The sequence below is a fragment of the Prevotella sp. C0026C3 genome (genome assembly GCF_056590795.1).
On record NZ_JBWPWW010000006.1, the window covers coordinates 23,778 to 46,486 of the forward strand.

Here is a 22,709-nt window from a genome sequence, read left to right on the forward strand (position 1 = left end):
GAATTATAAGGCTTAAATACTCTCTATCAGCAGCCATATATTCAGTATGGTTACGATGGCGGCGAGGCTGTAGAGGAAGGCCGAATTCCACGGCTTGTTGGCGTAACAACCCATGACGCGCTTGGAAGAGGTAAGGCTTACCTGCAAGAATACGGTAAAAGGAAGTTGCACACTCAGCAACATCTGCGAATAGATGAGTCCTTGGAATGGATCGGAGATGAAGAAGATGATGAGCAACGACAGCCCCAGTGAGATACAGATACCTACGACAGAGTGGGTGTCTTGGGCATTGTACGACTCACCAAACATGCCTGCAAAAATACTTCCGGCAGCCATTCCGCTGGTGATGGTACTCGAAATTCCGGCCAGCAGCAGCGCCATGGCGAAGATGTTTCCGGCATTGTTGCCTAACAATGGGGTCAACAGCGATTGGGCTTGTGACAGCTCTTCCACATGGATACCGTGATTGTAGAATGTTGCAGCAGCTAATAATATCATGGCACTGTTGATGCCCCAGCCCACAATCATGGAGAAAAGGGTGTCGAATAGTTCGTATTTCAGTGTCTTCTCTATGTCTGTCTTACCCTTCGTATGTATCTGGCGACTCTGTATCACCTCTGAATGCAGGAATAGATTGTGGGGCATTACCACGGCACCGAGCACACTCATGATGATGAGCAGACTTCCTTCGGGCACGCTAGGCACTACCCATCCCGTGGTAGCAGCAGGCCAATCAATGTCTATTAAGAATATCTCGTAGATGAAAGAGAGTCCAATCATAGATACAAAACCGATGATGGCACGCTCTATATGGCGATAAGAATTGGTGAAAAGCATAATGAGTACGGCCACCACTGTGAGGGTAGAGCCCCACACGATGGGGATTCCAAAGAGCATTTGCAGGGCAATGGCCGAGCCTAATATCTCTGCCATGGAGGTACTGATGCTAGCCAGTACGGCACTGACGATGATGGGGCGACCAATCCATTTGGGTGTGTATTTCTCGGCAGCCTCACTCAAGCAGAGCCCGGTAACGATACCCAAGTGGGCTACGTTGTGCTGTAGAGCGATGAGCATGATGGTAGATAGTGTGACCACCCACAGCAAGGCGTAACCGAAATCGGATCCCGCTGCGAAGTTACTGGCCCAGTTTCCGGGATCGATAAAGCCCACGGTGACGAGCAATCCGGGACCGATGTATTTCAATATGTCCATACCACCGAGGATTCTCGGATGGTCTTGGCGTTTCAGTTCTTTGAATATATTCAGCATAGTCGTTGGTCTAATGTGTTGTGGGGTGCTTTATAGGCCGGCCGGTACTTCTCCGTCGTTGGGGGCAGGCGTGAGTCCGAGCAATTTACAGAGTAGTGGATAGACGTCTACATTGCTAAAGTGGGGGAGTGTAGCATGTGGAAAGTCGGGGCCGGCAGCACGGAATAAGGCGTGCATATCTTGCTCGGCCGGGTCGAAACCGTGTGTACCTCCACCTTTCACCGGTGTGTCTTGCGCCAAATAACCGCCGTCGGGGCAAACTACGATGTCGCCAATGCGCGGATTGGTGCCGTAGTGTAGGTAGGCCGGGACGTCGCCACGTTTCCATACGCGGGCATGGTCAATGTTGCGAAGTGCCTGATAGATGGAGTCGGTGCAACCTTCACGCGCGTATATCATGGCCGGGACGTTGCCTTGGATGCTTTTCACCCACTCTGCTTTTAACCGTGATTTGAGTGGCACTTGGTGTCCCTCGTCCACCCAAGTCATACCATGGTCGGATACAACGATGAAGTTGACGTCGGCCGCGAGAGGCAGTTGTTGTATGCCACGATATATCATTCCCATGAGCGTGTCGGCTTGCATGACCACCTGTCTGGTCTTTTTGCTTTGCGGACCGAAATGGTGACCGTGGGCATCGGGCTGCTCGAAGTAGGCCATGATGAGTTGCGGACGCTCTTTTTCGGGTTTGCGCAACTCGTTGAGCACGCCTTCTACGCGCTCTTCGAAGGTGAGTCTGGGTGCTTTGTCGTATTCCAAAAACCGGTCGGGCAGCATGCCTTTTACCTTTACATCGGACCCCGGCCAATAAAGTATGCTTGTCTTGACACCCTGTTGACGAGCCGTTACCCAAATAGGTTCGCCACCATAGAAATGCGAGTCGAGTTTCGTTGCCTTATTAGCCAGCGAGAAGAAACTGTCAGAAACCTTGTCGAAGAATGTGTTATGCACAATACCATGGTGATCAGGATACAATCCTGTGGCCAGCGTATAGTGGTTGGGGAATGTCTTAGAAGGGAAGGATGGAATCAATCCCGACGTTATACCCTTGGCAGCCAAGGTGTCGAGAGCCGGCGTATCGTACCAATCGGGATAGTCCCAACGGAATCCATCGAGCGAAACAATGACTGTATAGTGCTTCCCTGCCATACTTGTGAGGGCAGTGAGGCATAGAGTTAGTGCAATCAGTAACTTTTTCATATCAGTGGTTGTATATGTTGTAAACGTCTAAAATAACAGTCTCAGGTGAATCTATCTTATGGAGACGGAGTACATTCCGTTTCCTACAGTCACCCTTGAGAGTTGGTAAGCTTATGCAAAGTTAGCCATAAAAAATAAGATAGTACCAATTGTCGCATTCTTTTCTTACATATTCTGCATAGCAGAAGAGGAAGAATCGTAAGAGCGGATACATCGCTTTTTGCAGGAATTCTTGTTTTCTAATAACGCTATACTATTCACTTGTCTTTTAAACTCGTTCACTTGTCTACTCGTTGACTAGTTTATTTTCCTTTTAAAACTGTTTCCTTGTCTACTTGTAACTTGTTTCCTTCTCTTTTAAACTCGTTCACTTGTCTACTCGTAAACTTCTTTACTATCAAACTGCAAGGGCTTCGCAGTTTTACTGCATAGCCTATTCAGAAATGCTGAAAAGTTGAGGCAGTGATGCTGAGAAGCCGCTGCAACAGCCCCACCCCAGCCCAATCGTTTTAGTAGACAAGTCAAAGAGTGAACAAGTAGACAAGATTTTAGGTTGACAAGTAGCTGAGTTTGGGTCTTAGTATTTAAATTTTTGAGTTGATAAGTTATTGGTTGAGTTTGTTAGTTCATGAGTTTTTTAGTTGATAAGTTTTTAAGTCATGGGACAGAAAAGCTTTATTTCTTTCGCCCTCCCCTTTATGGGGAGGGTTGGGGTGTGGCTCCTGTAGAGACAAAAGGTCTTCCATTCGCGTTCCTACGAGTCCTATCATATACTTATGTAGGTATAATCCAATGATAATTATTACTTGTTGAATGTTTGATAAACATTTATATGTATTTGGATTAACTCTCTTTCAGTTTTCTAGTTCCTAATAACTTGAAAGCGATATGGTATGTTAGTAATGTTAAATAAATGTATATTTGGTAAATAATGCAAATATCACTTGCTTTGTGTTTCCTTTTTTGGTACCTTTGCATGCCTTTTATAAAGAGGTGTGGACATTGAATTGTAAATCAGGTAGTTAGATTTAAGGTAAAGGGAATGAGACAACTAAAGATACAAAAAAGTATTACCAACCGTTCGAGTGAGGCATTAGATAAATACCTTGTAGAGATTGGACGTGCTCCATTGATTTCTATTGATGAGGAAATTGAGCTGGCACAGAAAATCAAGAAAGGCGGACGTGAAGGTGAACGAGCTAAAGAGAAGTTGGTAACGGCAAACTTGCGTTTCGTGGTTTCTGTTGCCAAGCAGTATCAGCATCAGGGACTTTCGTTGACCGACCTTATTGATGAAGGTAATATCGGACTCGTAAAGGCTGCCGAAAAATTTGATGAGACACGCGGTTTTAAGTTTATTTCGTATGCAGTGTGGTGGATTCGCCAGAGCATTTTGCAGGCTATTGCCGAGCAAAGTCGTATTGTGCGTCTGCCATTGAATCAAGTAGGTTCGCTGAATAAGATTAACCGCGAAATCAATAAGTTTGAGCAGGAGAACCAACGTAAGCCATCTTTGTCGGAGTTAGCAAGTGTAACGAAGATAGAAGAAGAAAAGATAGACCAGAGTCTGATGGCCGATAGTCATCATGTAAGTATTGATGCGCCATTCCAAGATGGCGAAGACAATAGCATGGTAGACGTGATGGCGTCGGGCGATGATAGTCGTACTGACCGTCAAGTAGACCATGAGTCGATGGCGTTGGAGCTGGAATCGGTGTTGAAGAAGGTATTGAAAGATCGTGAAATTACAATTATTCGCGAATGCTTCGGTATTGCTTGTCATGAAAAGGGGCTTGAAGAGATTGGCGATCAGCTTGGTTTGACACGTGAGCGTGTGCGCCAGATTCGTGAAAAGAGTATCGCTAAATTGCGTGATAGCGGTTATGCTCGTATCCTCATGAAATACTTGGGGTAGTGAGAAGTTCTGAGTGAAGAGTGATGAGTTGAAAGTTTTTGCTCTGAAAGATAATGAAAGGCGATTCCAAGATGGAATCGCCTTTATCGTTATACCTTATATAAAAAGCTTAATTTTTCAGTGTTTTCGTACACATCTATCAATGTTTTTCGTAACTTTGCATTCTCATCATTATAATGAATAAATAGATATGGCAGAGACAAGAGAGTTGAAGACCGCGCTTATTTCGGTCTTCCACAAAGACGGTTTGGATGAGTTGCTGGCCAAACTGAATGCAGAAGGTGTGAAATTCCTGTCTACAGGAGGAACTCAAAAGTTTATCGAATCATTGGGATATGAATGTCAGGCTGTGGAGAGTGTGACCTCTTATCCCTCTATTTTGGGTGGACGTGTGAAGACATTGCACCCGAAAGTATTCGGTGGAATACTTGCTCGCCGTGAGAATACAGGTGACTTGGAGCAGATGAAGGAGTATGAGATTCCCTCTATCGACTTGGTTGTCGTAGATCTTTACCCCTTTGAACAGACCGTAGCCAGTGGAGCTTCTGAGGCTGATATCATCGAAAAAATAGATATTGGCGGCATCTCTTTGATTCGTGCCGGTGCAAAGAACTTCAAAGATGTGGTGATTGTGCCTAGCAAAGCAGAGTATGGTATGTTGCTAGATATACTGAATGAGAAGGGAGCCAAGACCGATATAGAAGATCGTAAGATGTTCGCTGAGCGTGCATTTGGTGTAAGTAGCCACTACGATACAGCTATCCACGCTTGGTTTAGTAAGTAAATACACATAAAATATAAATCCGAAACACTATTTCATGGGATTTTTTTCGTTTATACAAGAAATAGCTATGGACCTTGGCACGGCCAATACGATCATCATCAGTGATGATAAGATTGTGGTCGATGAGCCTTCGGTAGTAGCTTTAGATCGCCGCACCGACAAGATGATTGCTGTCGGTGGAAAGGCAAAAATGATGTATGAGAAGACGCACGACAATATTCGTACCATCCGTCCGTTGCGCGATGGTGTGATAGCCGACTTCACTGCGTGTGAGCAAATGATGCGTGGACTCATTAAAATGGTACATACCGGTAGTCGACTTTTCTCTCCGTCGCTGCGTATGGTTATCGGTGTTCCATCAGGTTCTACCGAAGTTGAGTTGCGTGCGGTGCGCGATAGTGCCGAGCATGCTGACGGTCGCGACGTCTATTTAATATTTGAACCGATGGCAGCAGCTATCGGTATAGGTATCGATGTAGAGGCTCCGGAGGGCAATATGATAGTTGATATAGGTGGTGGTAGCACTGAAATCGCTGTGATTTCGCTCGGTGGTATCGTGTCGAACAACTCTATTCGCACAGCCGGTGACGACCTTACGGCCGACATTCAGGAATACATGAGCCGCCAACACAATGTGAAGGTGAGTGAGCGTATGGCCGAACGAATTAAGATTCATGTGGGTTCTGCCCTCACAGATCTAGGCGAAGAGGCTCCCGAAGACTTTATTGTGCATGGCCCGAACCGCATTACGGCACTCCCAATGGAAGTTCCTGTATGCTATCAGGAGATTGCACACTGCCTTGATAAGACTGTAGCGAAGATTGAAAACGCTGTACTCTCGGCCTTGGAGAATACTCCGCCAGAGCTCTATGCCGACATCGTGAAGAACGGTATCTACCTAAGTGGAGGCGGTGCATTGCTTCGCGGGCTCGACAAGCGCTTGACAGATAAGATCAATATTCCGTTCCATATTGCAGAAGACCCATTGCATAGTGTTGCAAAGGGAGCCGGTATTGCATTGAAGAATGTAGACCGCTTCTCTTTCCTTATGCGATAAGAGCGTTGTTGGTAAACTGTTCCTGAGATCGCCTTTCATCACATGCGCAACCTATTAAACTTTTTGGCTAAGAATAACCACTGGTTTCTTTTTGTTTTACTGGAAATAGTAAGCTTTGTATTATTGTTTCAGTTCAACAGTTATCAAGGCAGTGTATGGTTTTCGTCTGCCAATGCCGTATCGGGGAAAGTGTATGAGATGAGTTCGGAGGTGGAATCTTTCTTCTCTCTGACAAAGGTGAATCAGGCGTTAACCAGTCGAAATCTGACTCTGGAACAGCAGGTTAGACTGTTGTCGGAACAGTTGGCTAAGCAGACACAAGACTCTGCTTACTTGCATACAGAGAAACTCCCGACTCTACAAGGATACCGGCTGATACCGGCAAAGGTGGTGAGCAACTCGCTCGATAAGCCCGATAACTTGATGACTATCGACCGTGGTGCAGCCGATGGAGTGCGAAAGGACATGGGCGTCGTATGTGGAACAGGCGTTGTGGGCATCGTTTATATGACGTCGGCCCATTACTCTATCGTCATACCGGTGCTCAATTCGCGGTCGAATATCAGCTGCACCATCAAGAATCGTGGCTATTTCGGTTATCTGCATTGGTCGGGTGGAGCTGCCAATATGGCCAATGTAGATGATATTCCGCGCCATGCTCATTTCAAATTGTTTGAAGATGTGGTGACAAGCGGATATTCTTCGGTGTTCCCACCGGGTATTTTGGTGGGGAAAATTCGCCACGTCTATAACTCTGCTGATGGTCTGTCGTATCGTTTGAAGGTGATTCTGGCGACTGATTTCGGCAATCTACGCGATGTCTGTGTCATTGATAATGCCGCCGTAACAGAGCGTCTTGACGTGATGAGAGCAGCGAAAGACTCCCTCATGGAGAAGAGTAATTGATAGAAAGGAGATGATAGACAGATGAATGTAAGTTTGTTGAAGGGCATGTTTATATTTGTGTTGCTGTTGTTGGCGCAAGTTTTGGTGCTCAATCATGTCCATCTTTTCGGCTTTGCTACGCCACTTCCTTATGTTTATATGGTGTTGCTGTTCCGTCGAGGATACCCTAAATGGGCTATTCTGTTGCTGTGTTTCCTCATGGGATTGGGCATAGATGTATTCTCAGATACGCCCGGTGTCACCATGGCATCAATGACATTTCTTGGTCTTTTACAGCCTTATCTGTTGTCAATGTTTATCCAACGTGATGTAGACGACACTTTGGCGCCCTCTTTCTCAACACTTGGTACGGCTAAATTCGTTTACTATACCATTATTTCAGTGACGATTTACTGCTTTGTGTTCTTTACTCTAGAGGCATTCAACTTCTTCAATTGGCAGCTTTGGTTGGCCACCATTGGCGGTAGTATCGTCTTGACGGTCATCTTGGTATTGGTGTTGGAGAACTTGAGAAAGAAATAAATACATTCTTATTTCAAACGATTAGTGAAGGATTACGATCTTGAAAAGCGACAAACAGTTATTGCCGGGGTGGCCATCACCATTGTGGTCATCTACATTATCCGTTTGTTTACGCTCCAATTATTGAGCGATGACTTCAAGAAGAATGCCGATAGTAATGCCTTCTTAAAAAAGATTGAATACCCGTCGCGGGGTATTATAACCGATCGTCATGGCAAGTTGATGGTTTATAATCAACCAGCTTACGACATCATGGTGGTAGAAAATGAGGCTCGCGACAAGATCGATACCACCGAGTTTTGCGAAGCTTTGGGCATTACCAAGGAATTTTTCGTGAAGCGAATGGAGGATATTAAAGACCGAAGTAAGAATCCCGGTTACTCCAGATTTACCCAGCAACTCTTTCTTAGTCAACTTTCCGACCGCGAGTTTAGCGTGTTCCAAGAGAAGATATTCCGTTTTCCCGGCTTCTATGTACAAAAACGTAGCATCCGGCAATACCAATATCCTTATGCAGCACACGTATTGGGAGATGTGGGAGAAGTCGGTGAGAGCGACATAGAGAAAGACGATTACTACCAAGCAGGCGACTATATAGGCAAGTTAGGAGTCGAACGTTCATACGAACAACAGCTCCGTGGTGTGAAAGGAGTGCAGGTGTTACTGCGCGATGCACACGGTCGTATCCAAGGAAAATATCAAGATGGGAAGTACGATCAGCGTCCGGTGGCCGGTAAAGACCTTACATTGAGTCTTGATTTAAAGCTTCAGGCTTTAGGCGAACGGTTGCTACAAGGTAAGATAGGAAGCATTGTGGCCATCGAACCGTCTACGGGTGAAGTATTATGTATGGTTTCATCGCCTACCTATGATCCTCGTTTGCTCGTCGGACGGAAGCGTGGTAAGTATCACAGGGTACTTTCCGCAAATATTTGGAAACCCTTGCTGAATCGTTCAATCATGGGACAATATCCCCCCGGTTCGACGTTTAAGACTACGCAGGCACTCACTTATATGACAGAGAAAATCATCACTCCGAGTACCATGTTCCCTTGTCATCATGGCTTTTACTACCGAGGTCTGCACGTAGGATGCCACGGTCACGCCTCTCCTTTGAATCTTGTTGAGGCTCTAAGTACCTCTTGTAATGCCTATTTCTGTTGGGGATTATACTACATGATGAGCAATCGGGCGAAGTATAAGAATGTACAAGAGGCCATGAACTTATGGCGTGATTACATGGTGAGCATGGGATTTGGCTATAAACTAGGCATCGACTTACCCGGAGAGAAACGTGGTTTGATTCCTAATGCGTCGTTCTACGACAACGCTTACCGTGGTTCGTGGAATGGACTTACCGTTATTAGTATCTCCATCGGGCAAGGTGAGGTGAATCTGACGCCTCTTCAGATTGCCAATCTAGGTGCTACCATTGCCAATCGTGGATATTATTATGTTCCCCATATCGTACGTAAGGTACAAGGCGAGCCTTTGGATACCTTGTACACACGTCGACATTACACCAAGGCCAACCGCCGGGCGTACGACTATGTGGTCGCCGGTATGCGCTCATCTGTTATCAAAGGAACGTGTAAGGCAGCCAACCGAGCCGACTATCTAGTCTGTGGTAAGACCGGTACAGCCCAAAACCGCGGTCAAGACCACTCCGTTTTCATGGGATTTGCACCAATGGATGAACCAAAGATAGCCATTGCCGTATATGTAGAGAATGGTGGTTTCGGTGCCGACTATGGTGTACCAATTGGCTCACTCATGATGGAACAATATATAAAAGGTAAACTCTCGGAAGCCTCGGAGAAGAAAGCAGCCGACTTCCAAAGACGAAGAATCGCTTATGGCTCAAGGAATAGGTAGACAACCTAGCGTGTTACGTTCACTCGACTGGTGGACGATAGGCATCTATATTGCTTTGCTCATCTTCGGATGGGTGAGTGTTTGCGGTGCCGGCTACACCTATGGCGACAACAATATCTTCAGTATGGACAGCCGTTCAGGTATGCAAATCATTTGGATTGCTACTTCCATCGTACTTGGCTTTGTGCTGTTGATGATGGACGACCGAGTTTATGATACTTTCTCCTACGTCATCTACGCGGCTTTACTGTTGCTTTTGTTCGTCACTATCTTTAATCCTCATCAGATTAAAGGCTCTCGATCGTGGCTCGTATTAGGACCTTTGCGATTGCAACCTGCCGAGTTTGCCAAGTTTGCCACGGCTCTAGCCGTGTCTAAACTCATGAGTACTTACGGCTTCAACATCCATCAATGGAAGCATTTTGCTGCGGCTTGTGGTATCGTTTTGCTTCCGATGCTTTTTATTATTGGCCAGCGTGAGACCGGTTCGGCATTGGTTTACCTCTCTTTCTTCCTCATGTTTTATCGCGAAGGAATGCCGGGTAGCGTGCTGTTTACAGGCGTTGCCATGGTCGTTTATTTCGTGGTTGGCATCAAATTCGAGAATGTCATGCTCCTCGGTACGCCAACCTCTATCGGCAAATTCGTTGTGTTGCTGTTGGTACAGATATGTACGGCCTTCATGGTCAATATCTATTGTCGAGAGAAAAAGCAATTCTTGTACATTCTTGCCGGTTGTCTTGGTACGACGTTGGTATTCTTCTTGTTCTCCGAGTATGTGATACCTTTCGATATAGTATGGGTACAACTCATCGTATCGGTGGCTCTTGTGCTCTATTTACTCTACATGTGGTTGCGCACACGTTTCCCCTCTTACTTTTTTATCTTGGCTTTCGCCGTAGGTTCCATCGTCTTTTTCTATTCGGCCGATTACGTGCTGAACAATGTGATGGAGCCACACCAACGTGTTCGTATCAACGTGTTGTTGGGATTGGATGAGGACTTGGCCGGTGCAGGATACAATGTGCATCAGAGCGAAATAGCCATCGGATCCGGTGGATTGCGCGGCAAAGGATTCTTAAATGGTACACAGACGAAACTTAAATTTGTGCCCGAACAAGACACCGACTTTATCTTTTGCACAGTAGGAGAGGAAGAAGGATTCGTAGGTTCGGCTGGAGTGCTGCTCTTATTCTTGGCTTTGATACTCCGATTAATCAAACTTGCCGAGCGGCAACCATTCAAGTTTGGTCGTATTTATGGCTATTGTGTGTTGAGTATTTTCTTATTCCACGTGTTTATCAATGTAGGAATGGTGCTTGGATTGACCCCTGTTATCGGTATTCCGCTGCCATTCTTCAGTTATGGGGGGTCTTCGTTGTGGGGCTTTACCCTTCTTCTTTTTATCTTCTTGAGGATAGACGCCGGGCGTAATTTGGTACGTACATAGCATGTTAATGGCTTCATGCTTTTATAAAATCCATGACTTTTGTTTTTAAATTATTGCTGTCCGCTAAAACTTTTTTCTTCCGACCTATGTAAGAAAATCTCCTTTAATACAGTATTTTTGAATATTAAAACTTAAATATAAACCATTATCTAATCCCCTATAGAGTAAAAATGCTTGTATCACCGGTAGATAAAGGGAGTGCAGGCTTTCAATTCATTTTTAGCGGACAGCAATAAATGTATATATCCACTCTTTTTTTTGCAAAGAGTTGTTTCTATTTTATCTATTCAGCATGATGCCAATATCGCTGATGCCGGGAAGAATTTCACGCTTCATATCATGGCGTACGCTGATAGACAGGCTGTCGCCAGCGTGCAGATACATCTCCGTTACCTTGAAATGGTATTGATAATAGCTCAAACCGCGACCTTTACTGTTGCCTCGAGGGTCTATCAATTCACAGTTGAGGGTATCTGATTTCACGCTACGGCCGGGGAAACGAGTCTGGTCTACAATCAGTGTCAGCTCCATAAAAGGGTACGAGCCGTTGATACGCAAGCCTAACTCAGCCTTGTACATGCCCGACTGTGCTACCGGTGGTATCTGATATTTCAGTGTGTCGTTCTTCTCCCATCCGGCAATAGGTGTATGCTCATATTTGTCATACACCTTATTTCCGGTACACGCCGACAAGAGTGCGACTGCCACGACTATGACTGAGAGAAATCGTTTCATTGTTTTGCCGGTGTGGCGGTCTCTTGATTTCTTGTTTGTGATGCCTGTTGAGGTTTGTTATCACGGTTTTGTCCGTTGTTCCTGTTGCCGTGATTGTTGCGATGATGACCATTCCTTGTTCCACGGTTGTCGCCATTGCGCTGTTCACCCTCTTTGGTTTGAGGTCTCGGTCTATTGTTTGGTTTGTTGTTACGCTTCTTTTTGTTACGATCAAAACGACTCAAATCGCCACCTTCCAATAAGTCTTTAGGCCGTTCGGGTTGCTTCTGCTTGTCGTCTTCCAAGAGCGATAGGGGCTTCTCTCCACGCTTGTTCATCTCGATAACTTCGCGTGCTCGCTGTGCAGAGATGGTCTCTAGATTCACGGGCATGCGTTTGTCGGTAGAGTAAGTTACCTCTCCTGCCAATATATCTTGCTTGAAAAAGTAGTAATCGCTGTCTTGTGTCTGTAGCATTACCTCCTTGCTAGGCATCTTACGCCCTGCTTCCATGTAGGTATCCACTTCGTAGTTCATGCAGCATTTCAACTTGGCGCACATGCCGGCAAGCTTCTGTGGGTTCAGTGAGATGTCTTGGTAGCGTGCAGCGTTGGTGCTTACGCTCACAAAGTTCTTCAACCATGTAGCGCAACAAAGCTCACGTCCACATGGGCCAGTACCACCGATGCGCCCTGCTTCCTGCCTTGTACCAATCTGTTTCATCTCAATACGCACGTGGAAAGTGTCGGCCAACACCTTGATAAGTTGTCTGAAGTCTACACGTTCGTCGGCAATATAGTAGAAGATAGCTTTATTTCCGTCGCCTTGGTATTCCACATCGCCAATCTTCATTTGTAGTCCTAGGTTCTTAGCTATCTGTCTACTCTGTATCATGGTGTCGTGTTCGCGACTCTTAGCTTCGTGATATTTGTCCATATCAACAGGCTTTGCGATGCGGTAGATACGCTTGATGTCGTCTGCAGACTTCAGGTTTGCTTTCTTGATTTGCAGTGTGACGAGCCGTCCTGTGAGTGTTACAGTGCCGATGTCGTGACCCGGTGTGGCTTCCACGGCCACGATGTCGCCCTTTTTCAGAGGCAGGTTGTTCACGTTATGGTAGTATCCTTTGCGCGTATTTTTGAATTGTACCTCCACCAAGTCGGTACTTTCTGCGTTGCCGGGAACGTCGGCGAGCCAGTCGTAGGTGTTCAGCTGGTTGTCTTGGCGGCCACATCCATGGCAGCTAAGCCCCCTGTCGCACCCTCTGGATATCTTGAATTTCATGTTTTTGTAGTCCATAAACAATTCTATAGTGGGTTTTATTTTCTCACGAGCAACACTATCATCTTCAGTGCAAAGTCAAAGAATACAATTTTTGCATTGGCATTTTGCCCGATGTCTCGGCGTGCTCGTTCTATTAATTCGGTAATATCTATGATGTTGGCTTCGTTGATGAAGCGTGCAAAATTCTTCGCAAAGTCCTCTTCGGCCTGCGTCATGTAGGTGAGTTCATGTATCTTGAAGTTGTACATGAAGCTCTCTCTCACCATTCGCAGACTATAAGCTAGGAGTCGACGCTGCTTCTCTCGTCCGTACGACGCTACTGCTTCGCTCCATACTTTCAACTCTTTCACGTTGCGCATGTAGGACAGTCGCATCAGCATCACGAACATGTCGAAGAATATTGCGTTCTCGTTATTGGCATCAAGTGTTTGTATTGCCTTGTGCCAACTGCCTCCGGCCATACGCGCTATACGGTGGGCTATGTCGCTCTCCAGTCCGCGTCGCTCTATCAAAGCTTGTTCTATGTCGCCCTCTTCTATTCGGTGTATGTCGATACGCTGTACTCGGCTGCGGATGGTATCGATGAGTTGGCCGGGCTCTTCGCACACGAGTATGAAGACGGTCTGCGTAGGTGGTTCCTCCAGTAACTTGAGTAGCTTGTTGGCGCATTCTGCATTCATACGCTCCGGCAGCCACATGATACACACCTTATAGCCGTTTTGGCTCGATTTCAGACTCAGTTTGTGAATCAGCGCGTCGCTCTCTCCGGCACCTATCTGCGCCTGCTGGTTGGCGGCATCCATCTGTGTCAGCCATTGGTCGATGGTGAAATAAGGTCCACGCATCATCATCTCGTGCCATTCAGTTGCGAAGTCGTCGCTCACCATCTTATGTTCCGACCCTGTGCCAGAGGGGCGAATTACGGGGTAGGAGAAGTGAAGGTCGGGATGTTCCCATACCTTTAGCATGGCTTCGGCATTGAGTGTGGCGGCTTCGTCGGTAATGATTCCCTTACCATGCTCGTCGCGCTCGCCCAAGAGATAGGATGCGAAAGCCATGGCCAGCGCCATCTTGCCACAGCCGGTCGGCCCGCATAGCATCATGGCATGGGGAATACGATGTTCCTCTACCATTTGCATGAAGCGTTGTTTGGCTTCACCTTGTCCTATGACTTCACTGAATTTCACTCTATAATTTTCTTTTATAAAAGAGGTATATTTGTGGCAAAGTTACTAAAAAGCATTGAGATAAACGAACAAAAAGAGCGAGTAGTTTGGAGTGAAAAGTAGGGAATGATGGGCGGATAGGGAAGAGTGAGTGGTTAGAAGTGATGGGTGAAGAGAACAAAAATATCTAATTTGTCTACCGATTGCGGCTCCCTCTCTGAAGGAGAGAGGCTGAGTGAGGTTGTTGCAAGGGCTTCGCAACGATGCTGGCTTGCCTTTGCAACAGTGCTGATAAGTTGAGGCAGCATTGCTGAGTCGCCATTGCAGCATTTTAAGTTTGCCAGTTTGTGAGTTTATAAGTTATTAAGTAAGGCTGTGAGTTCATGAGTTTTTGAGTTGATAAGTTGTTGAGTTTAGGATGAAAATAATGAGCTTTAAGAAGTACATAACCCTTTTATGGCGAGTAGTTGGTTGCATTGGATGGAAGTCATTGCCATACCGTTGGTGGGTGTGATGGTGGCTTGGATACCACAGGTTCATACCTCTATCGGGGGGAAGTGCACATTCTCTCTTTCCTCAGGGGAGTATGGAGTATGAGCGAGGATTGCGTGTGATGTTGCCCTTTTGGAGTGTATTGCTAGTAGGAGCAGTCGTAGGCGTGGTGAAAGACAATCCGCGCATCTCATTGGTAGCAATGCTTTTAACTCTTTTCTTGGTATATCCTGTGATGCTTAGCAATCTTGTCAACCCATTGTATATGCGCAATTACTCATCTGTAAGCAGGTTTGTGAAGACGCATATACGCCATGCAGTTGTCAATACGCTTGTTGTTTGGCTGCCGTTTGCACTAATGCTTTGTCTTGGTTATCCATTGTTGATAGGCCTGTCATTATCGGTTCAATTTTATTTGGCGACATTTTTGTTGGTGGTGCAGGTGTGTTTTTTGCGGATTCTCTGTCGTAATAATATGGTGATGGAGGGACTTCTCCTACTGGCTTTATGCCTGCTGGCTGGTTTAGTAGTATATTCTGCTTGGGGCATTGTTGTGCAATTCTTGATTGCCTGTTTGCTTTTTCAATTTTCATTATCGTCACTTAAAACTTTGATTGATGGTTATCGTTGAACACTTGAACAAGAAATATGGTTCGCATCTCATTTTGGGAGATGTAAATTTCAGGCTCGATGCTGGTTGGGTCTATAGTATCATGGGTGAGAATGGAGCCGGGAAAAGTACGCTTTTTCGCTGTCTGATGGGGCTTGAGCGGTATGAAGGACAAGTAGAGATAGATGAAGATAAGGGAACGATAGGTTATTTGCCCGATGTGCCTTTCTATTATTCATACGTCACGGGTTACGAGTATGTGGAGTTTTGTTTGGAAGCGCAGGGAGTAAAAGCGAGCAGACAAGAAATTGATGAAGCTAATGTACTGTTACGATTGCCACTCGACCGATATGTCACGCGCTATTCGTTAGGCATGCAGAAACGGTTGGCGTTGCTCGCTCTCATGCTCCAACGCAACCTTGTTTATATACTTGATGAACCTTTTAATGGCATGGATATGCCGGGAACGCTCATCTTGAAGCGGTGGATAAACGAACTTCGACAACGCGGATGTACCATACTTTTTTCCTCACATATCATTTCTTCGTTGACCGATATGTGCGATGAGATATTCTATCTGTACCAAGGTTGTATCGCACGACGCTATGTAGACGAGTCGGCCGAAGCCATAGAGCAAGACATGATGGATTACTTCTTGAAGGCGAAGTGAACAAAATATGAGATGAGAAGTGTCAGATAAGTCCTTGATAAAGAGGTGGTAATAAGCCGTTTTGTTTCCGAAACCGTCATTTCCGAAACCGTTGTTTCGATAAATTTGTTTACAATGGAAATAGAGAGGTTATCGGTTCTTAGGCAAATCATTGCAATATGTCAAGGGGATTTGCCTTGCTGAATCGTATTATGAACTGTAACTAAGCAATTTAAACCTAATAGATATGACACAAAATTCGCAAGGCTCTAAAGCCTACCTAGTTTCTATTGTGATGGTCGCTGTACTTGGTGGCCTGCTTTTTGGCTATGATACGGCAGTTATTTCGGGTGCGGAGAAAGGCTTACAGGCCTTCTTTATGAATGCTACCGACTTCGTTTATGGTGACGCATGGCACGGTTTTACGTGTGCAAGTGCATTGATAGGATGTATTATTGGTAGCGGATTATCGGGTTTGTTGGCCTCTAACTGGGGACGTAAGCGCTCACTTATTTTTGCCGGTATCATGTTCTTCATCTCGGCTTTGGGCAGTATGTATCCCGAATTCTTGTTTTTCGACTACGGAGAGCCATCACTTAGTCTGCTCATCTCGTTTAATATCTATCGCGTGATAGGCGGTGTGGGCGTCGGATTGGCGTCGGCTATCTGCCCAATGTATATCGGTGAGGTGGCTCCTTCTAACATTCGAGGAATGCTCGTAAGTTGGAATCAGTTTGCCATTATCTTTGGTCAGCTGGTCGTTTACTTCGTTAATTTCATGATATTGGGCAGTCATGCCAATCCCGTTATCGAACTTGTGAACGGTGTAAACCAAGTGGTGAACGGCGAAGCAGCCTCTTGGACCATCGCAACCGGATGGCGTTATATGTTCGGAAGTGAGGCTGTACCGGCCGGATTGTTTGCTTTGCTCATCTGTTTTGTGCCGGAAACACCTCGTTATTTGGTGATGGTGGGTCGCGACGAACGTGCTTTGGGTGTGCTGAGTCGTATCAATGGCAGCGAACAAGCTGCTTTGATACTCAATGATATTAAGAATACTATCAGTGAGAAAACCGAACGTTTGTTCTCTTATGGATTCCTTTGTATTTTCATCGGCATCATGCTGAGCGTGTTCCAACAGGCTGTAGGCATCAATGCCGTGCTGTATTATGCACCTCGTATCTTTGGTGATATGGGCATGGATAACCCGATGGTGCAGACCGTTATCATGGGTATTGTGAATATTCTCTTTACGTTGGTGGCCGTATTCACGGTGGAGAAGTGGGGGCGCAAGCCTCTGCTGATAACCGGTAGTATCGGTATGGGCATCGGAGCGTTTGGTGTTGCGCTCACATTCGGCAATGTCTCGCTGCAGATTATCACCATGTTAAGCATCATGGTTTACAGTGCTTCGTTCATGATGTCGTGGGGACCAATCTGTTGGGTACTCATCGCTGAGATCTTCCCCAATACTATTCGAGGCAAAGCGGTGGCTATAGCGGTGGCTTTTCAGTGGATATTCAACTGGATAGTAAGCAGTACTTTCGTTCCAATGTTTAATATGCACCTGACTCCGGGAGACGACTTTGGACACTGGTTCACCTATGGTCTCTATGGCGCTATTTGTGTAATTGCAGCTATTTTCGTTTGGCGACTGGTTCCGGAAACCAAGGGTAAGACCCTTGAAGAGATGGGCAAGTTGTGGAGAAAGTAGGTTTTTGGTCTATTTGAATACCAAGTAGACCGCTAAGATGAGGCAGCCGAAAGCTGCATAGTGGTTCCAATGAAAGGTCTCGCCTTTGAAAAAGAGTACGGTAAAGACGGTGAACACGGTAATGGACAGTACTTCTTGCACTACTTTTAATTGCAAAAGTGTGAAGTGCCCTCCATTACCTTGGAAGCCGTATCTATTGGCCGGAACCTGACATATATACTCGATGAGCGCCAACATCCAACTTAGTAGGATGACAAAGATGAGTGGCGTAGCGTTTGAGAGGAGTTTCATCTCTTGCAATTTAAGGTGTCCGTACCATGCAAAGGTCATGAATATGTTGGACACCAAGAGCAGAAATATTGTAAGATATGGATTCATAACAATTTAAATTTTGACTTGCAAAAATAGATAAAAACGATGAAATAGCAAAAGGGGACTTCTGTTTGTTGAAGCCGGTAGAATTATGTGGAACGCATGGAAAGACCAGATACAATAATCATGTGGGTGCACTAAAAACCTTTAAAAAGTGTGTAAACAAGAAACTTATGCTTATTTTTGCAGCTATCTATGACAACAATATCACCTTTTTCACGACCTTTATACGTCATGCTCAAGCCTGTTGGTTCGCATTGTAACTTGGCTTGTGAGTATTGTTACTACCTTGAAAAGTCGAAATTGTATCCCGATTACTCCAAGCAAATGATGACTGACGAGTTGTTGGAGAAGTTTACAGAGGAGTTTATTGGTGCTCAAACCATGAACGAAGTGCTGTTCCAATGGCATGGTGGCGAACCGCTGATGAGGCCATTGTCGTTTTATAAACGAGCATTGGAGTTGCAGAAAAAGTATGCCGGAGGCCGTAAGATAGACAATGTGTTGCAGACCAACGGTACATTATTGACCGATGAGTGGTGTAAATTCTTGCATGATAACAACTTTCTTGTGGGCGTTTCGATAGATGGGCCGCAAGAATTTCACGACGAATTCCGCAAGTCGCGCTCCCGAAAACCATCGTGGGCGCAGGTAATGAAAGGCATCCGACTGCTCAATAAGTGGGATGTGCAATGGAATGCGATGGCTGTTGTGAATGAATTCAACGCTGATTATCCGCTTGAGTTTTATCGTTTTTTCAAAGAGATAGGAGCACATTATATTCAGTTTGCGCCTATTGTGGAGCGTCTTGTGAAGTATCCTGCACCCGAAAAACCGAATGAACCGGAGGCTGCCAAGCGTCATTTGGCTCATATGTTGGACACGAATGCTCCGTTAGCTGACTTCTCTGTATCGCCAAAGCAGTGGGGTAGATTCCTATGTACGCTGTTCGATGAGTGGGTAAAGCAAGATGTGGGCGAGTATTTCGTTCAGATCTTTGATGCCACACTGGCCAATTGGGTGGGCGAGATTCCCGGTGTATGTACCATGGCACAGCGTTGTGGACATGCAGCCTGTATGGAGTTTAATGGCGATGTGTACTCTTGCGACCACTTTGTGTTCCCGGAATTCAAGCTTGGAAACATCCATGAGCACTCGTTGGTAGAGATGCTTTATGGCGAACGACAGCAACGTTTCGGTGATATTAAGCAGCAGTTGCCCCGTCGTTGTATGGAGTGTGAGTGGAAGTTTGCTTGTAATGGCGAGTGCCCGAAGAACAGATTTGTGAAGATTGCGGCTGGTGAGCCGGGCCTAAACTATCTATGTGAGGGATATAAGATGTTCTTTAACCATGTCGCACCCTACATGGATTTCATGAAAAAGGAGTATGAGAATGGCCGTCCACCGGCTAATGTGATGAAATTTAGACCGTAGATAGCGTTGTTATAGTAAGCGTATTATGCTTTCAAATTAGTGAACTTCTTTGGCAAAACAGGCATGGCACCGTTTTGGGTACATACGTATGCACTTACTTCTACGGCTAACTTGTGAGCCTCTGTAACACTCTTGCCGGCCAAGATAGCCGCACAGAAGGTGGCGGTAAATGAATCTCCCGCGCCAACAGTATCGGCAACGTCTACCTTTAGCGTCTCTAGGAACGATACATTACTAGGTGTAAATACGTAACTTCCGTCTGCTCCACAGGTAAGTATCAGCATGTTGAGATTGTAATGATTTAGAATCAAGCGGCATTTGTCCTTAATATTAAGCTTTGAACAACCTAGAAGTTGACCAATGATAACCAATTCTTCATCGTTGATTTTGAGCACATTACAGAGGTGTAGAGACTCTTTGATAATTTCAGCAGTATAGAAATTTTGTCGAAGATTGATGTCGAAGATACGTAAACAGTTGTTAGGTGTGATGTTGATAAATCGTTGAATGGTGTTGCGAGAGCCGGAACTGCGCTGCGCAAGCGAGCCCCAACATACGGCACGAGCATTCTGTGCGAGGCTAATCATTTCCGGTGTCAGCGGTATATTGTCCCATGCCACATCCTCACGAATATCGTATGTGGGTACACCTTGGGCGTCGAGCTCTACTTGTACGGTGCCTGTAGGGTAGTCAACACGTGGCATCAGATACTTCAAGTCTTTGCTTTCGAGAGCTTTGATAGTCTCATCGCCGAGCGCATCTTTGCCTAATGCACTGACAGCTTTGGTCTCTAAACCGAATTGCCCTACGTGGTAAGCGAAGTTAGCAGGTGCTCCTCCCAGCTTCTTCCCCTCGGGTAGTACGTCCCAAAGAACTTCTCCCAGTCCGATAATTGCTCCGTCCATAACGTTGAAAGACTGTGTTTCTCGTTTTAAAACGTTCCTTATAATTTGCCTAGTATCTTTATTTCTTCTGTAAATCCAGTGTCATTTTCCCCACGAATATGGCGTTTTTGCCATTTTGGTCTACTGGAACCTGCCTGCCATCTAAGTCGGTGACGTAGCGCAGCGCTTGGAAATAGGTGTGTGAATGACCACCCAATACCAAGTCGATGCCACGTGATGCGGCTATCAACTTTTGATCGTTCATATCGCTTTCGTCCCATCCCAGATGCGAGATAAGTATTACTACGTCACACTTCTTTTCTTCTTTGAGTAGCTTCGTCATGCGGTTGGCTACTTCGATAGGGTCGAGATATTTCACGCCTACAAAGTTTTTAGTAGCTACCAGTCCCTCCATCTTCGGGTCAAGTGCAAAGATTCCTATTTTGACACCTTGTCTTTTTAGCACTATATAGGGCTTCGTGAGTCCCTCGACTGGTGTTCCTGTGAAATCGTAGTTAGAACAAATGATGGGGAAGTTAGCCATCTTGAAGAGACGAGCCATGTTTTCCAGTCCGAAGTCGAACTCATGATTGCCCACTGTCGAAGCGTCGTAGTGCATGCGATTCATGAGTTCTATCTCTACATCGCCCTTGAAAAGGGTGTAGTAAGGCGACCCTTGCGAGAAGTCTCCGCTGTCTAATAGCAGTAGCTTGGGATCTTTTTTGCGTTCCTGTTCTATCATGGTGAGACGGCGAAGGAATCCACCTCTGCCGGCTTGCATGGTGTCAGCCAAATTGATACTGAGCGGTTCTATGCAGCTATGTGTGTCGTTGGTGTGGAGTATGGTGAGCTGTTTCTGTGCACCGACGGCCAGTGTAGACAGGCAGAGTGCGATGCTGATGATATATCGTTTCATGATTGTATAGTCTTAAACTTTTCAGAATGGGTAGTTATATTACTTCAAAACGACAATGCGTCCTTCTACATTGCTGTCTACTACCTTGCCTTCGGCTTGCATCTCCTTGAAATAATTCATGATGATGAAGCGTGTGTCGTTTTCTTTAGACTGCGGAGATAGCAAATCAGTACCACGTTTGAGGGCCGTCATATGGTCATTGCCTTGCGCCAAATAGTCGATGGTGGCAATGCGATATTGCTTATTCGGATCGATAGGTTGGCCGTTGAGGGTGACACTTACGAGTTTACGGTCTTTGATTTGCATAGTCACGCCCTTGCTGACCCCCTCTCCGCCGACGGAGGCGATGTTACTGAAGAGTTCCATGAGGGCCTCGCCCGACAAGGTAATAAAGCATATTTTGTTCTCAAAGGGTGCTATTCCCACCACGTCGCCTACGGTGATGTTACCTTTAGACAGTCCCGCGCGGATGCCCCCCATATTATAAAGCCCCATGACGGGATGCTCGTTGAAATCCTTTCCGCCCCAAACCATGATGTCGGCCAAGAGATTTGATAACGTACTTTCGGGTCGACGGGCAAACATGGGCTTTGCCAGTGTACCCACCACCGGTTTCATGATGCTGTCTATTTGTTGTTTATAAGGTTTTAGGAACGCGGCAGCTTCTGCGTCTTGTGGTTGGTCGTATCGCTTGTCAATAATGATACGGGTACGCTGAATGCCTGTTAGTTGATAGTGGGAGTGGCAAGATACCATCATCATTCCGACCAGTGCCACGCCCAATCCTGTGTATTTATGTTTCATAAATAAGTTACTGTTATACGATACAAATTTACATAAAAATCGCGATATATAAGCCAGTGGAAATAAAAAACGGGAAATAAATTCCCGAATCGCCTTCCCATTTGACGTGCACAAAGATAGGAATAAAATACGATAATAATGATTTCTCATCTTTATTTCATTTTCCGAATCTAGTAAGACTTCCCTTCTCACCAACACTTTATATAGAGATTGGGCAAAGAGGGGGAGCCTTTCGGGCTCGGTTATGTTCGGCTTCTTTTACCGTAAGCCTAAAGGCATACGGTTATTCATGGGTTGTCCTTCAGACAGAAAAGCTCTTATATCACGACTTATAAAGTCTGTTTGTACTTGGAAATAGTTTATGTCTTTCTTTAAACTAGTCTCTTTCTCCTTCAACTTACAAACTTATTAAGTCATAAACTTGCAAACTTAATCTGCTGCACGGGCTTGGCAGCGATGCTGCCTCAACTTTTCAGCAATGTTGCAAAGGCGAGACAGCATCGCTGCCAAGCCCGTGCAGCAGATTCAGAGTGAGGAGTTAAGAGTGAGAAGTGAGGAATTAGTAATGGTGAATAGTGAGGATTTTGTGATTATTAGTCTTTGTTTCGAGATGGGGAATGGGCTAAAATGCGGATTTATTGTTTAAATTTTCTGTGTTATTTTGAATAACGTAAGTAAAAAAACAGTATA

The 22,709-nt window shown here is 45.6% G+C and carries 21 protein-coding genes; 12 read left to right on the forward strand and 9 right to left on the reverse strand.

Annotation, left to right across the window (positions count from 1 at the left end; all coding sequences use genetic code 11):
• Positions 1-12 precede the first annotated feature (12 nt).
• On the reverse strand, positions 13-1,272 hold the full coding sequence (locus tag AC1EK4_RS05240; RefSeq protein ID WP_036898391.1) for an Nramp family divalent metal transporter: 1,260 nt from the start codon (positions 1,270-1,272) through the stop codon (positions 13-15).
• A 30-nt stretch (positions 1,273-1,302) separates the two neighbouring features.
• Positions 1,303-2,472, reverse strand: a complete 1,170-nt coding sequence (locus AC1EK4_RS05245) for an alkaline phosphatase family protein (RefSeq protein ID WP_480357301.1) — start codon at positions 2,470-2,472, stop codon at positions 1,303-1,305.
• A gap of 1,042 nt (positions 2,473-3,514) precedes the next feature.
• Between AC1EK4_RS05245 and AC1EK4_RS05250 the strand changes: the two genes are divergently transcribed.
• The 7 genes from AC1EK4_RS05250 to rodA all read left to right on the forward strand — a co-directional run bounded on the left by AC1EK4_RS05250 (position 3,515) and on the right by rodA (position 10,981).
• Positions 3,515-4,387 carry a sigma-70 family RNA polymerase sigma factor gene (locus AC1EK4_RS05250; RefSeq protein WP_036898386.1) on the forward strand — a complete coding sequence of 291 codons (873 nt, stop codon included), beginning with the start codon at positions 3,515-3,517 and terminating at the stop codon, positions 4,385-4,387.
• A gap of 190 nt (positions 4,388-4,577) precedes the next feature.
• Positions 4,578-5,171, forward strand: a complete 594-nt coding sequence (locus tag AC1EK4_RS05255) for an IMP cyclohydrolase (RefSeq protein ID WP_062434245.1) — start codon at positions 4,578-4,580, stop codon at positions 5,169-5,171.
• Positions 5,172-5,205: 34 nt separating this feature from the next.
• The gene (locus tag AC1EK4_RS05260; protein ID WP_036898380.1) at positions 5,206-6,228 is read left to right on the forward strand and encodes a rod shape-determining protein; all 1,023 of its coding nucleotides are present in this window, start codon (positions 5,206-5,208) and stop codon (positions 6,226-6,228) included.
• A gap of 42 nt (positions 6,229-6,270) precedes the next feature.
• Positions 6,271-7,134, forward strand: a complete 864-nt coding sequence (mreC, locus tag AC1EK4_RS05265; protein WP_036898378.1) for a rod shape-determining protein MreC — start codon at positions 6,271-6,273, stop codon at positions 7,132-7,134.
• Between the two features lie 21 nt (positions 7,135-7,155).
• Entirely contained in the window at positions 7,156-7,656 is a 501-nt protein-coding gene (gene mreD, locus AC1EK4_RS05270; RefSeq protein ID WP_036898375.1) for a rod shape-determining protein MreD, read from the forward strand.
• A gap of 24 nt (positions 7,657-7,680) precedes the next feature.
• A complete protein-coding gene (gene mrdA / locus AC1EK4_RS05275; RefSeq protein WP_036898372.1) occupies positions 7,681-9,531 on the forward strand; it encodes a penicillin-binding protein 2 in 1,851 nt (616 codons plus the stop codon).
• Entirely contained in the window at positions 9,512-10,981 is a 1,470-nt protein-coding gene (rodA, locus tag AC1EK4_RS05280; RefSeq protein ID WP_036898369.1) for a rod shape-determining protein RodA, read from the forward strand. Before mrdA ends, rodA begins: the two co-directional genes overlap by 20 nt.
• Before the next feature lie 279 nt (positions 10,982-11,260).
• Here rodA and AC1EK4_RS05285 read toward each other — a convergent pair whose 3' ends face one another.
• The 3 genes from AC1EK4_RS05285 to AC1EK4_RS05295 are packed head-to-tail and all read right to left on the reverse strand — an operon-like array spanning position 11,261 to position 14,165.
• On the reverse strand, positions 11,261-11,716 hold the full coding sequence (locus tag AC1EK4_RS05285; protein WP_480357302.1) for a gliding motility lipoprotein GldH: 456 nt from the start codon (positions 11,714-11,716) through the stop codon (positions 11,261-11,263).
• On the reverse strand, positions 11,713-12,993 hold the full coding sequence (locus AC1EK4_RS05290) for a PSP1 domain-containing protein (protein WP_036898348.1): 1,281 nt from the start codon (positions 12,991-12,993) through the stop codon (positions 11,713-11,715). The genes AC1EK4_RS05285 and AC1EK4_RS05290 overlap by 4 nt, the downstream gene beginning before the upstream one ends.
• Positions 12,994-13,013: 20 nt before the next feature.
• Positions 13,014-14,165 carry a DNA polymerase III subunit gene (locus AC1EK4_RS05295; RefSeq protein WP_480357305.1) on the reverse strand — a complete coding sequence of 384 codons (1,152 nt, stop codon included), beginning with the start codon at positions 14,163-14,165 and terminating at the stop codon, positions 13,014-13,016.
• Positions 14,166-14,600: 435 nt separating this feature from the next.
• Here AC1EK4_RS05295 and AC1EK4_RS05300 point away from each other — a divergent pair, with 435 nt between their 5' ends.
• The 4 genes from AC1EK4_RS05300 (at position 14,601) to xylE (ending at position 17,609) form a co-directional block, all read left to right on the forward strand.
• Positions 14,601-14,741: a hypothetical protein gene (locus tag AC1EK4_RS05300; RefSeq protein WP_156431049.1), complete on the forward strand. Its 141-nt coding sequence runs from the start codon at positions 14,601-14,603 to the stop codon at positions 14,739-14,741.
• Positions 14,731-15,267 carry a hypothetical protein gene (locus tag AC1EK4_RS05305; protein WP_062433912.1) on the forward strand — a complete coding sequence of 179 codons (537 nt, stop codon included), beginning with the start codon at positions 14,731-14,733 and terminating at the stop codon, positions 15,265-15,267. Before AC1EK4_RS05300 ends, AC1EK4_RS05305 begins: the two co-directional genes overlap by 11 nt.
• A complete protein-coding gene (locus AC1EK4_RS05310; RefSeq protein WP_480357308.1) occupies positions 15,254-15,916 on the forward strand; it encodes an ATP-binding cassette domain-containing protein in 663 nt (220 codons plus the stop codon). The genes AC1EK4_RS05305 and AC1EK4_RS05310 overlap by 14 nt, the downstream gene beginning before the upstream one ends.
• 226 nt (positions 15,917-16,142) lie before the next feature.
• On the forward strand, positions 16,143-17,609 hold the full coding sequence (xylE, locus tag AC1EK4_RS05315) for a D-xylose transporter XylE (protein ID WP_036898341.1): 1,467 nt from the start codon (positions 16,143-16,145) through the stop codon (positions 17,607-17,609).
• A 9-nt stretch (positions 17,610-17,618) separates the two neighbouring features.
• Here the strand turns inward: xylE and AC1EK4_RS05320 are convergent, their stop codons facing one another.
• Positions 17,619-17,987 (reverse strand): DMT family protein, encoded by a 369-nt coding sequence (locus tag AC1EK4_RS05320; protein ID WP_036898338.1) that lies wholly within the window; start codon positions 17,985-17,987, stop codon positions 17,619-17,621.
• A gap of 189 nt (positions 17,988-18,176) precedes the next feature.
• On the opposite strand from AC1EK4_RS05320, the gene AC1EK4_RS05325 reads away from it, so the two are divergent.
• Entirely contained in the window at positions 18,177-19,415 is a 1,239-nt protein-coding gene (locus tag AC1EK4_RS05325; RefSeq protein ID WP_036898335.1) for an anaerobic sulfatase-maturation protein, read from the forward strand.
• A 23-nt stretch (positions 19,416-19,438) separates the two neighbouring features.
• Here AC1EK4_RS05325 and AC1EK4_RS05330 read toward each other — a convergent pair whose 3' ends face one another.
• From AC1EK4_RS05330 to AC1EK4_RS05340, 3 genes are read right to left on the reverse strand one after another with little or no spacing between them, the layout of a single operon-like run.
• Positions 19,439-20,320: a carbohydrate kinase family protein gene (locus AC1EK4_RS05330; protein WP_480357310.1), complete on the reverse strand. Its 882-nt coding sequence runs from the start codon at positions 20,318-20,320 to the stop codon at positions 19,439-19,441.
• Between the two features lie 58 nt (positions 20,321-20,378).
• The gene (locus AC1EK4_RS05335) at positions 20,379-21,215 is read right to left on the reverse strand and encodes a bifunctional metallophosphatase/5'-nucleotidase (RefSeq protein ID WP_062433931.1); all 837 of its coding nucleotides are present in this window, start codon (positions 21,213-21,215) and stop codon (positions 20,379-20,381) included.
• Between the two features lie 39 nt (positions 21,216-21,254).
• Complete coding sequence (locus AC1EK4_RS05340; RefSeq protein WP_480357311.1) at positions 21,255-22,019, reverse strand: 5'-nucleotidase C-terminal domain-containing protein; 765 nt, start codon at positions 22,017-22,019, stop codon at positions 21,255-21,257.
• Positions 22,020-22,709: the final 690 nt, after the last annotated feature.

Excerpts from the sequence above, each read along its gene's own strand:
- AC1EK4_RS05240 (WP_036898391.1), bottom strand. The coding sequence starts at position 1,272 with ATGCTGAATATATTCAAAGAACTGAAACGCCAAGACCATCCGAGAATC.
- AC1EK4_RS05245 (WP_480357301.1), bottom strand. The coding sequence starts at position 2,472 with ATGAAAAAGTTACTGATTGCACTAACTCTATGCCTCACTGCCCTCACA.
- AC1EK4_RS05250 (WP_036898386.1), top strand. The coding sequence starts at position 3,515 with ATGAGACAACTAAAGATACAAAAAAGTATTACCAACCGTTCGAGTGAG.
- AC1EK4_RS05255 (WP_062434245.1), top strand. The coding sequence starts at position 4,578 with ATGGCAGAGACAAGAGAGTTGAAGACCGCGCTTATTTCGGTCTTCCAC.
- AC1EK4_RS05260 (WP_036898380.1), top strand. The coding sequence starts at position 5,206 with ATGGGATTTTTTTCGTTTATACAAGAAATAGCTATGGACCTTGGCACG.
- mreC (WP_036898378.1), top strand. The coding sequence starts at position 6,271 with ATGCGCAACCTATTAAACTTTTTGGCTAAGAATAACCACTGGTTTCTT.
- mreD (WP_036898375.1), top strand. The coding sequence starts at position 7,156 with ATGAATGTAAGTTTGTTGAAGGGCATGTTTATATTTGTGTTGCTGTTG.
- rodA (WP_036898369.1), top strand. The coding sequence starts at position 9,512 with ATGGCTCAAGGAATAGGTAGACAACCTAGCGTGTTACGTTCACTCGAC.
- AC1EK4_RS05285 (WP_480357302.1), bottom strand. The coding sequence starts at position 11,716 with ATGAAACGATTTCTCTCAGTCATAGTCGTGGCAGTCGCACTCTTGTCG.
- AC1EK4_RS05290 (WP_036898348.1), bottom strand. The coding sequence starts at position 12,993 with ATGGACTACAAAAACATGAAATTCAAGATATCCAGAGGGTGCGACAGG.
- AC1EK4_RS05300 (WP_156431049.1), top strand. The coding sequence starts at position 14,601 with ATGGCGAGTAGTTGGTTGCATTGGATGGAAGTCATTGCCATACCGTTG.
- AC1EK4_RS05305 (WP_062433912.1), top strand. The coding sequence starts at position 14,731 with ATGGAGTATGAGCGAGGATTGCGTGTGATGTTGCCCTTTTGGAGTGTA.
- AC1EK4_RS05310 (WP_480357308.1), top strand. The coding sequence starts at position 15,254 with ATGGTTATCGTTGAACACTTGAACAAGAAATATGGTTCGCATCTCATT.
- xylE (WP_036898341.1), top strand. The coding sequence starts at position 16,143 with ATGACACAAAATTCGCAAGGCTCTAAAGCCTACCTAGTTTCTATTGTG.
- AC1EK4_RS05320 (WP_036898338.1), bottom strand. The coding sequence starts at position 17,987 with ATGAATCCATATCTTACAATATTTCTGCTCTTGGTGTCCAACATATTC.
- AC1EK4_RS05325 (WP_036898335.1), top strand. The coding sequence starts at position 18,177 with ATGACAACAATATCACCTTTTTCACGACCTTTATACGTCATGCTCAAG.
- AC1EK4_RS05330 (WP_480357310.1), bottom strand. The coding sequence starts at position 20,320 with ATGGACGGAGCAATTATCGGACTGGGAGAAGTTCTTTGGGACGTACTA.
- AC1EK4_RS05335 (WP_062433931.1), bottom strand. The coding sequence starts at position 21,215 with ATGAAACGATATATCATCAGCATCGCACTCTGCCTGTCTACACTGGCC.
- AC1EK4_RS05340 (WP_480357311.1), bottom strand. The coding sequence starts at position 22,019 with ATGAAACATAAATACACAGGATTGGGCGTGGCACTGGTCGGAATGATG.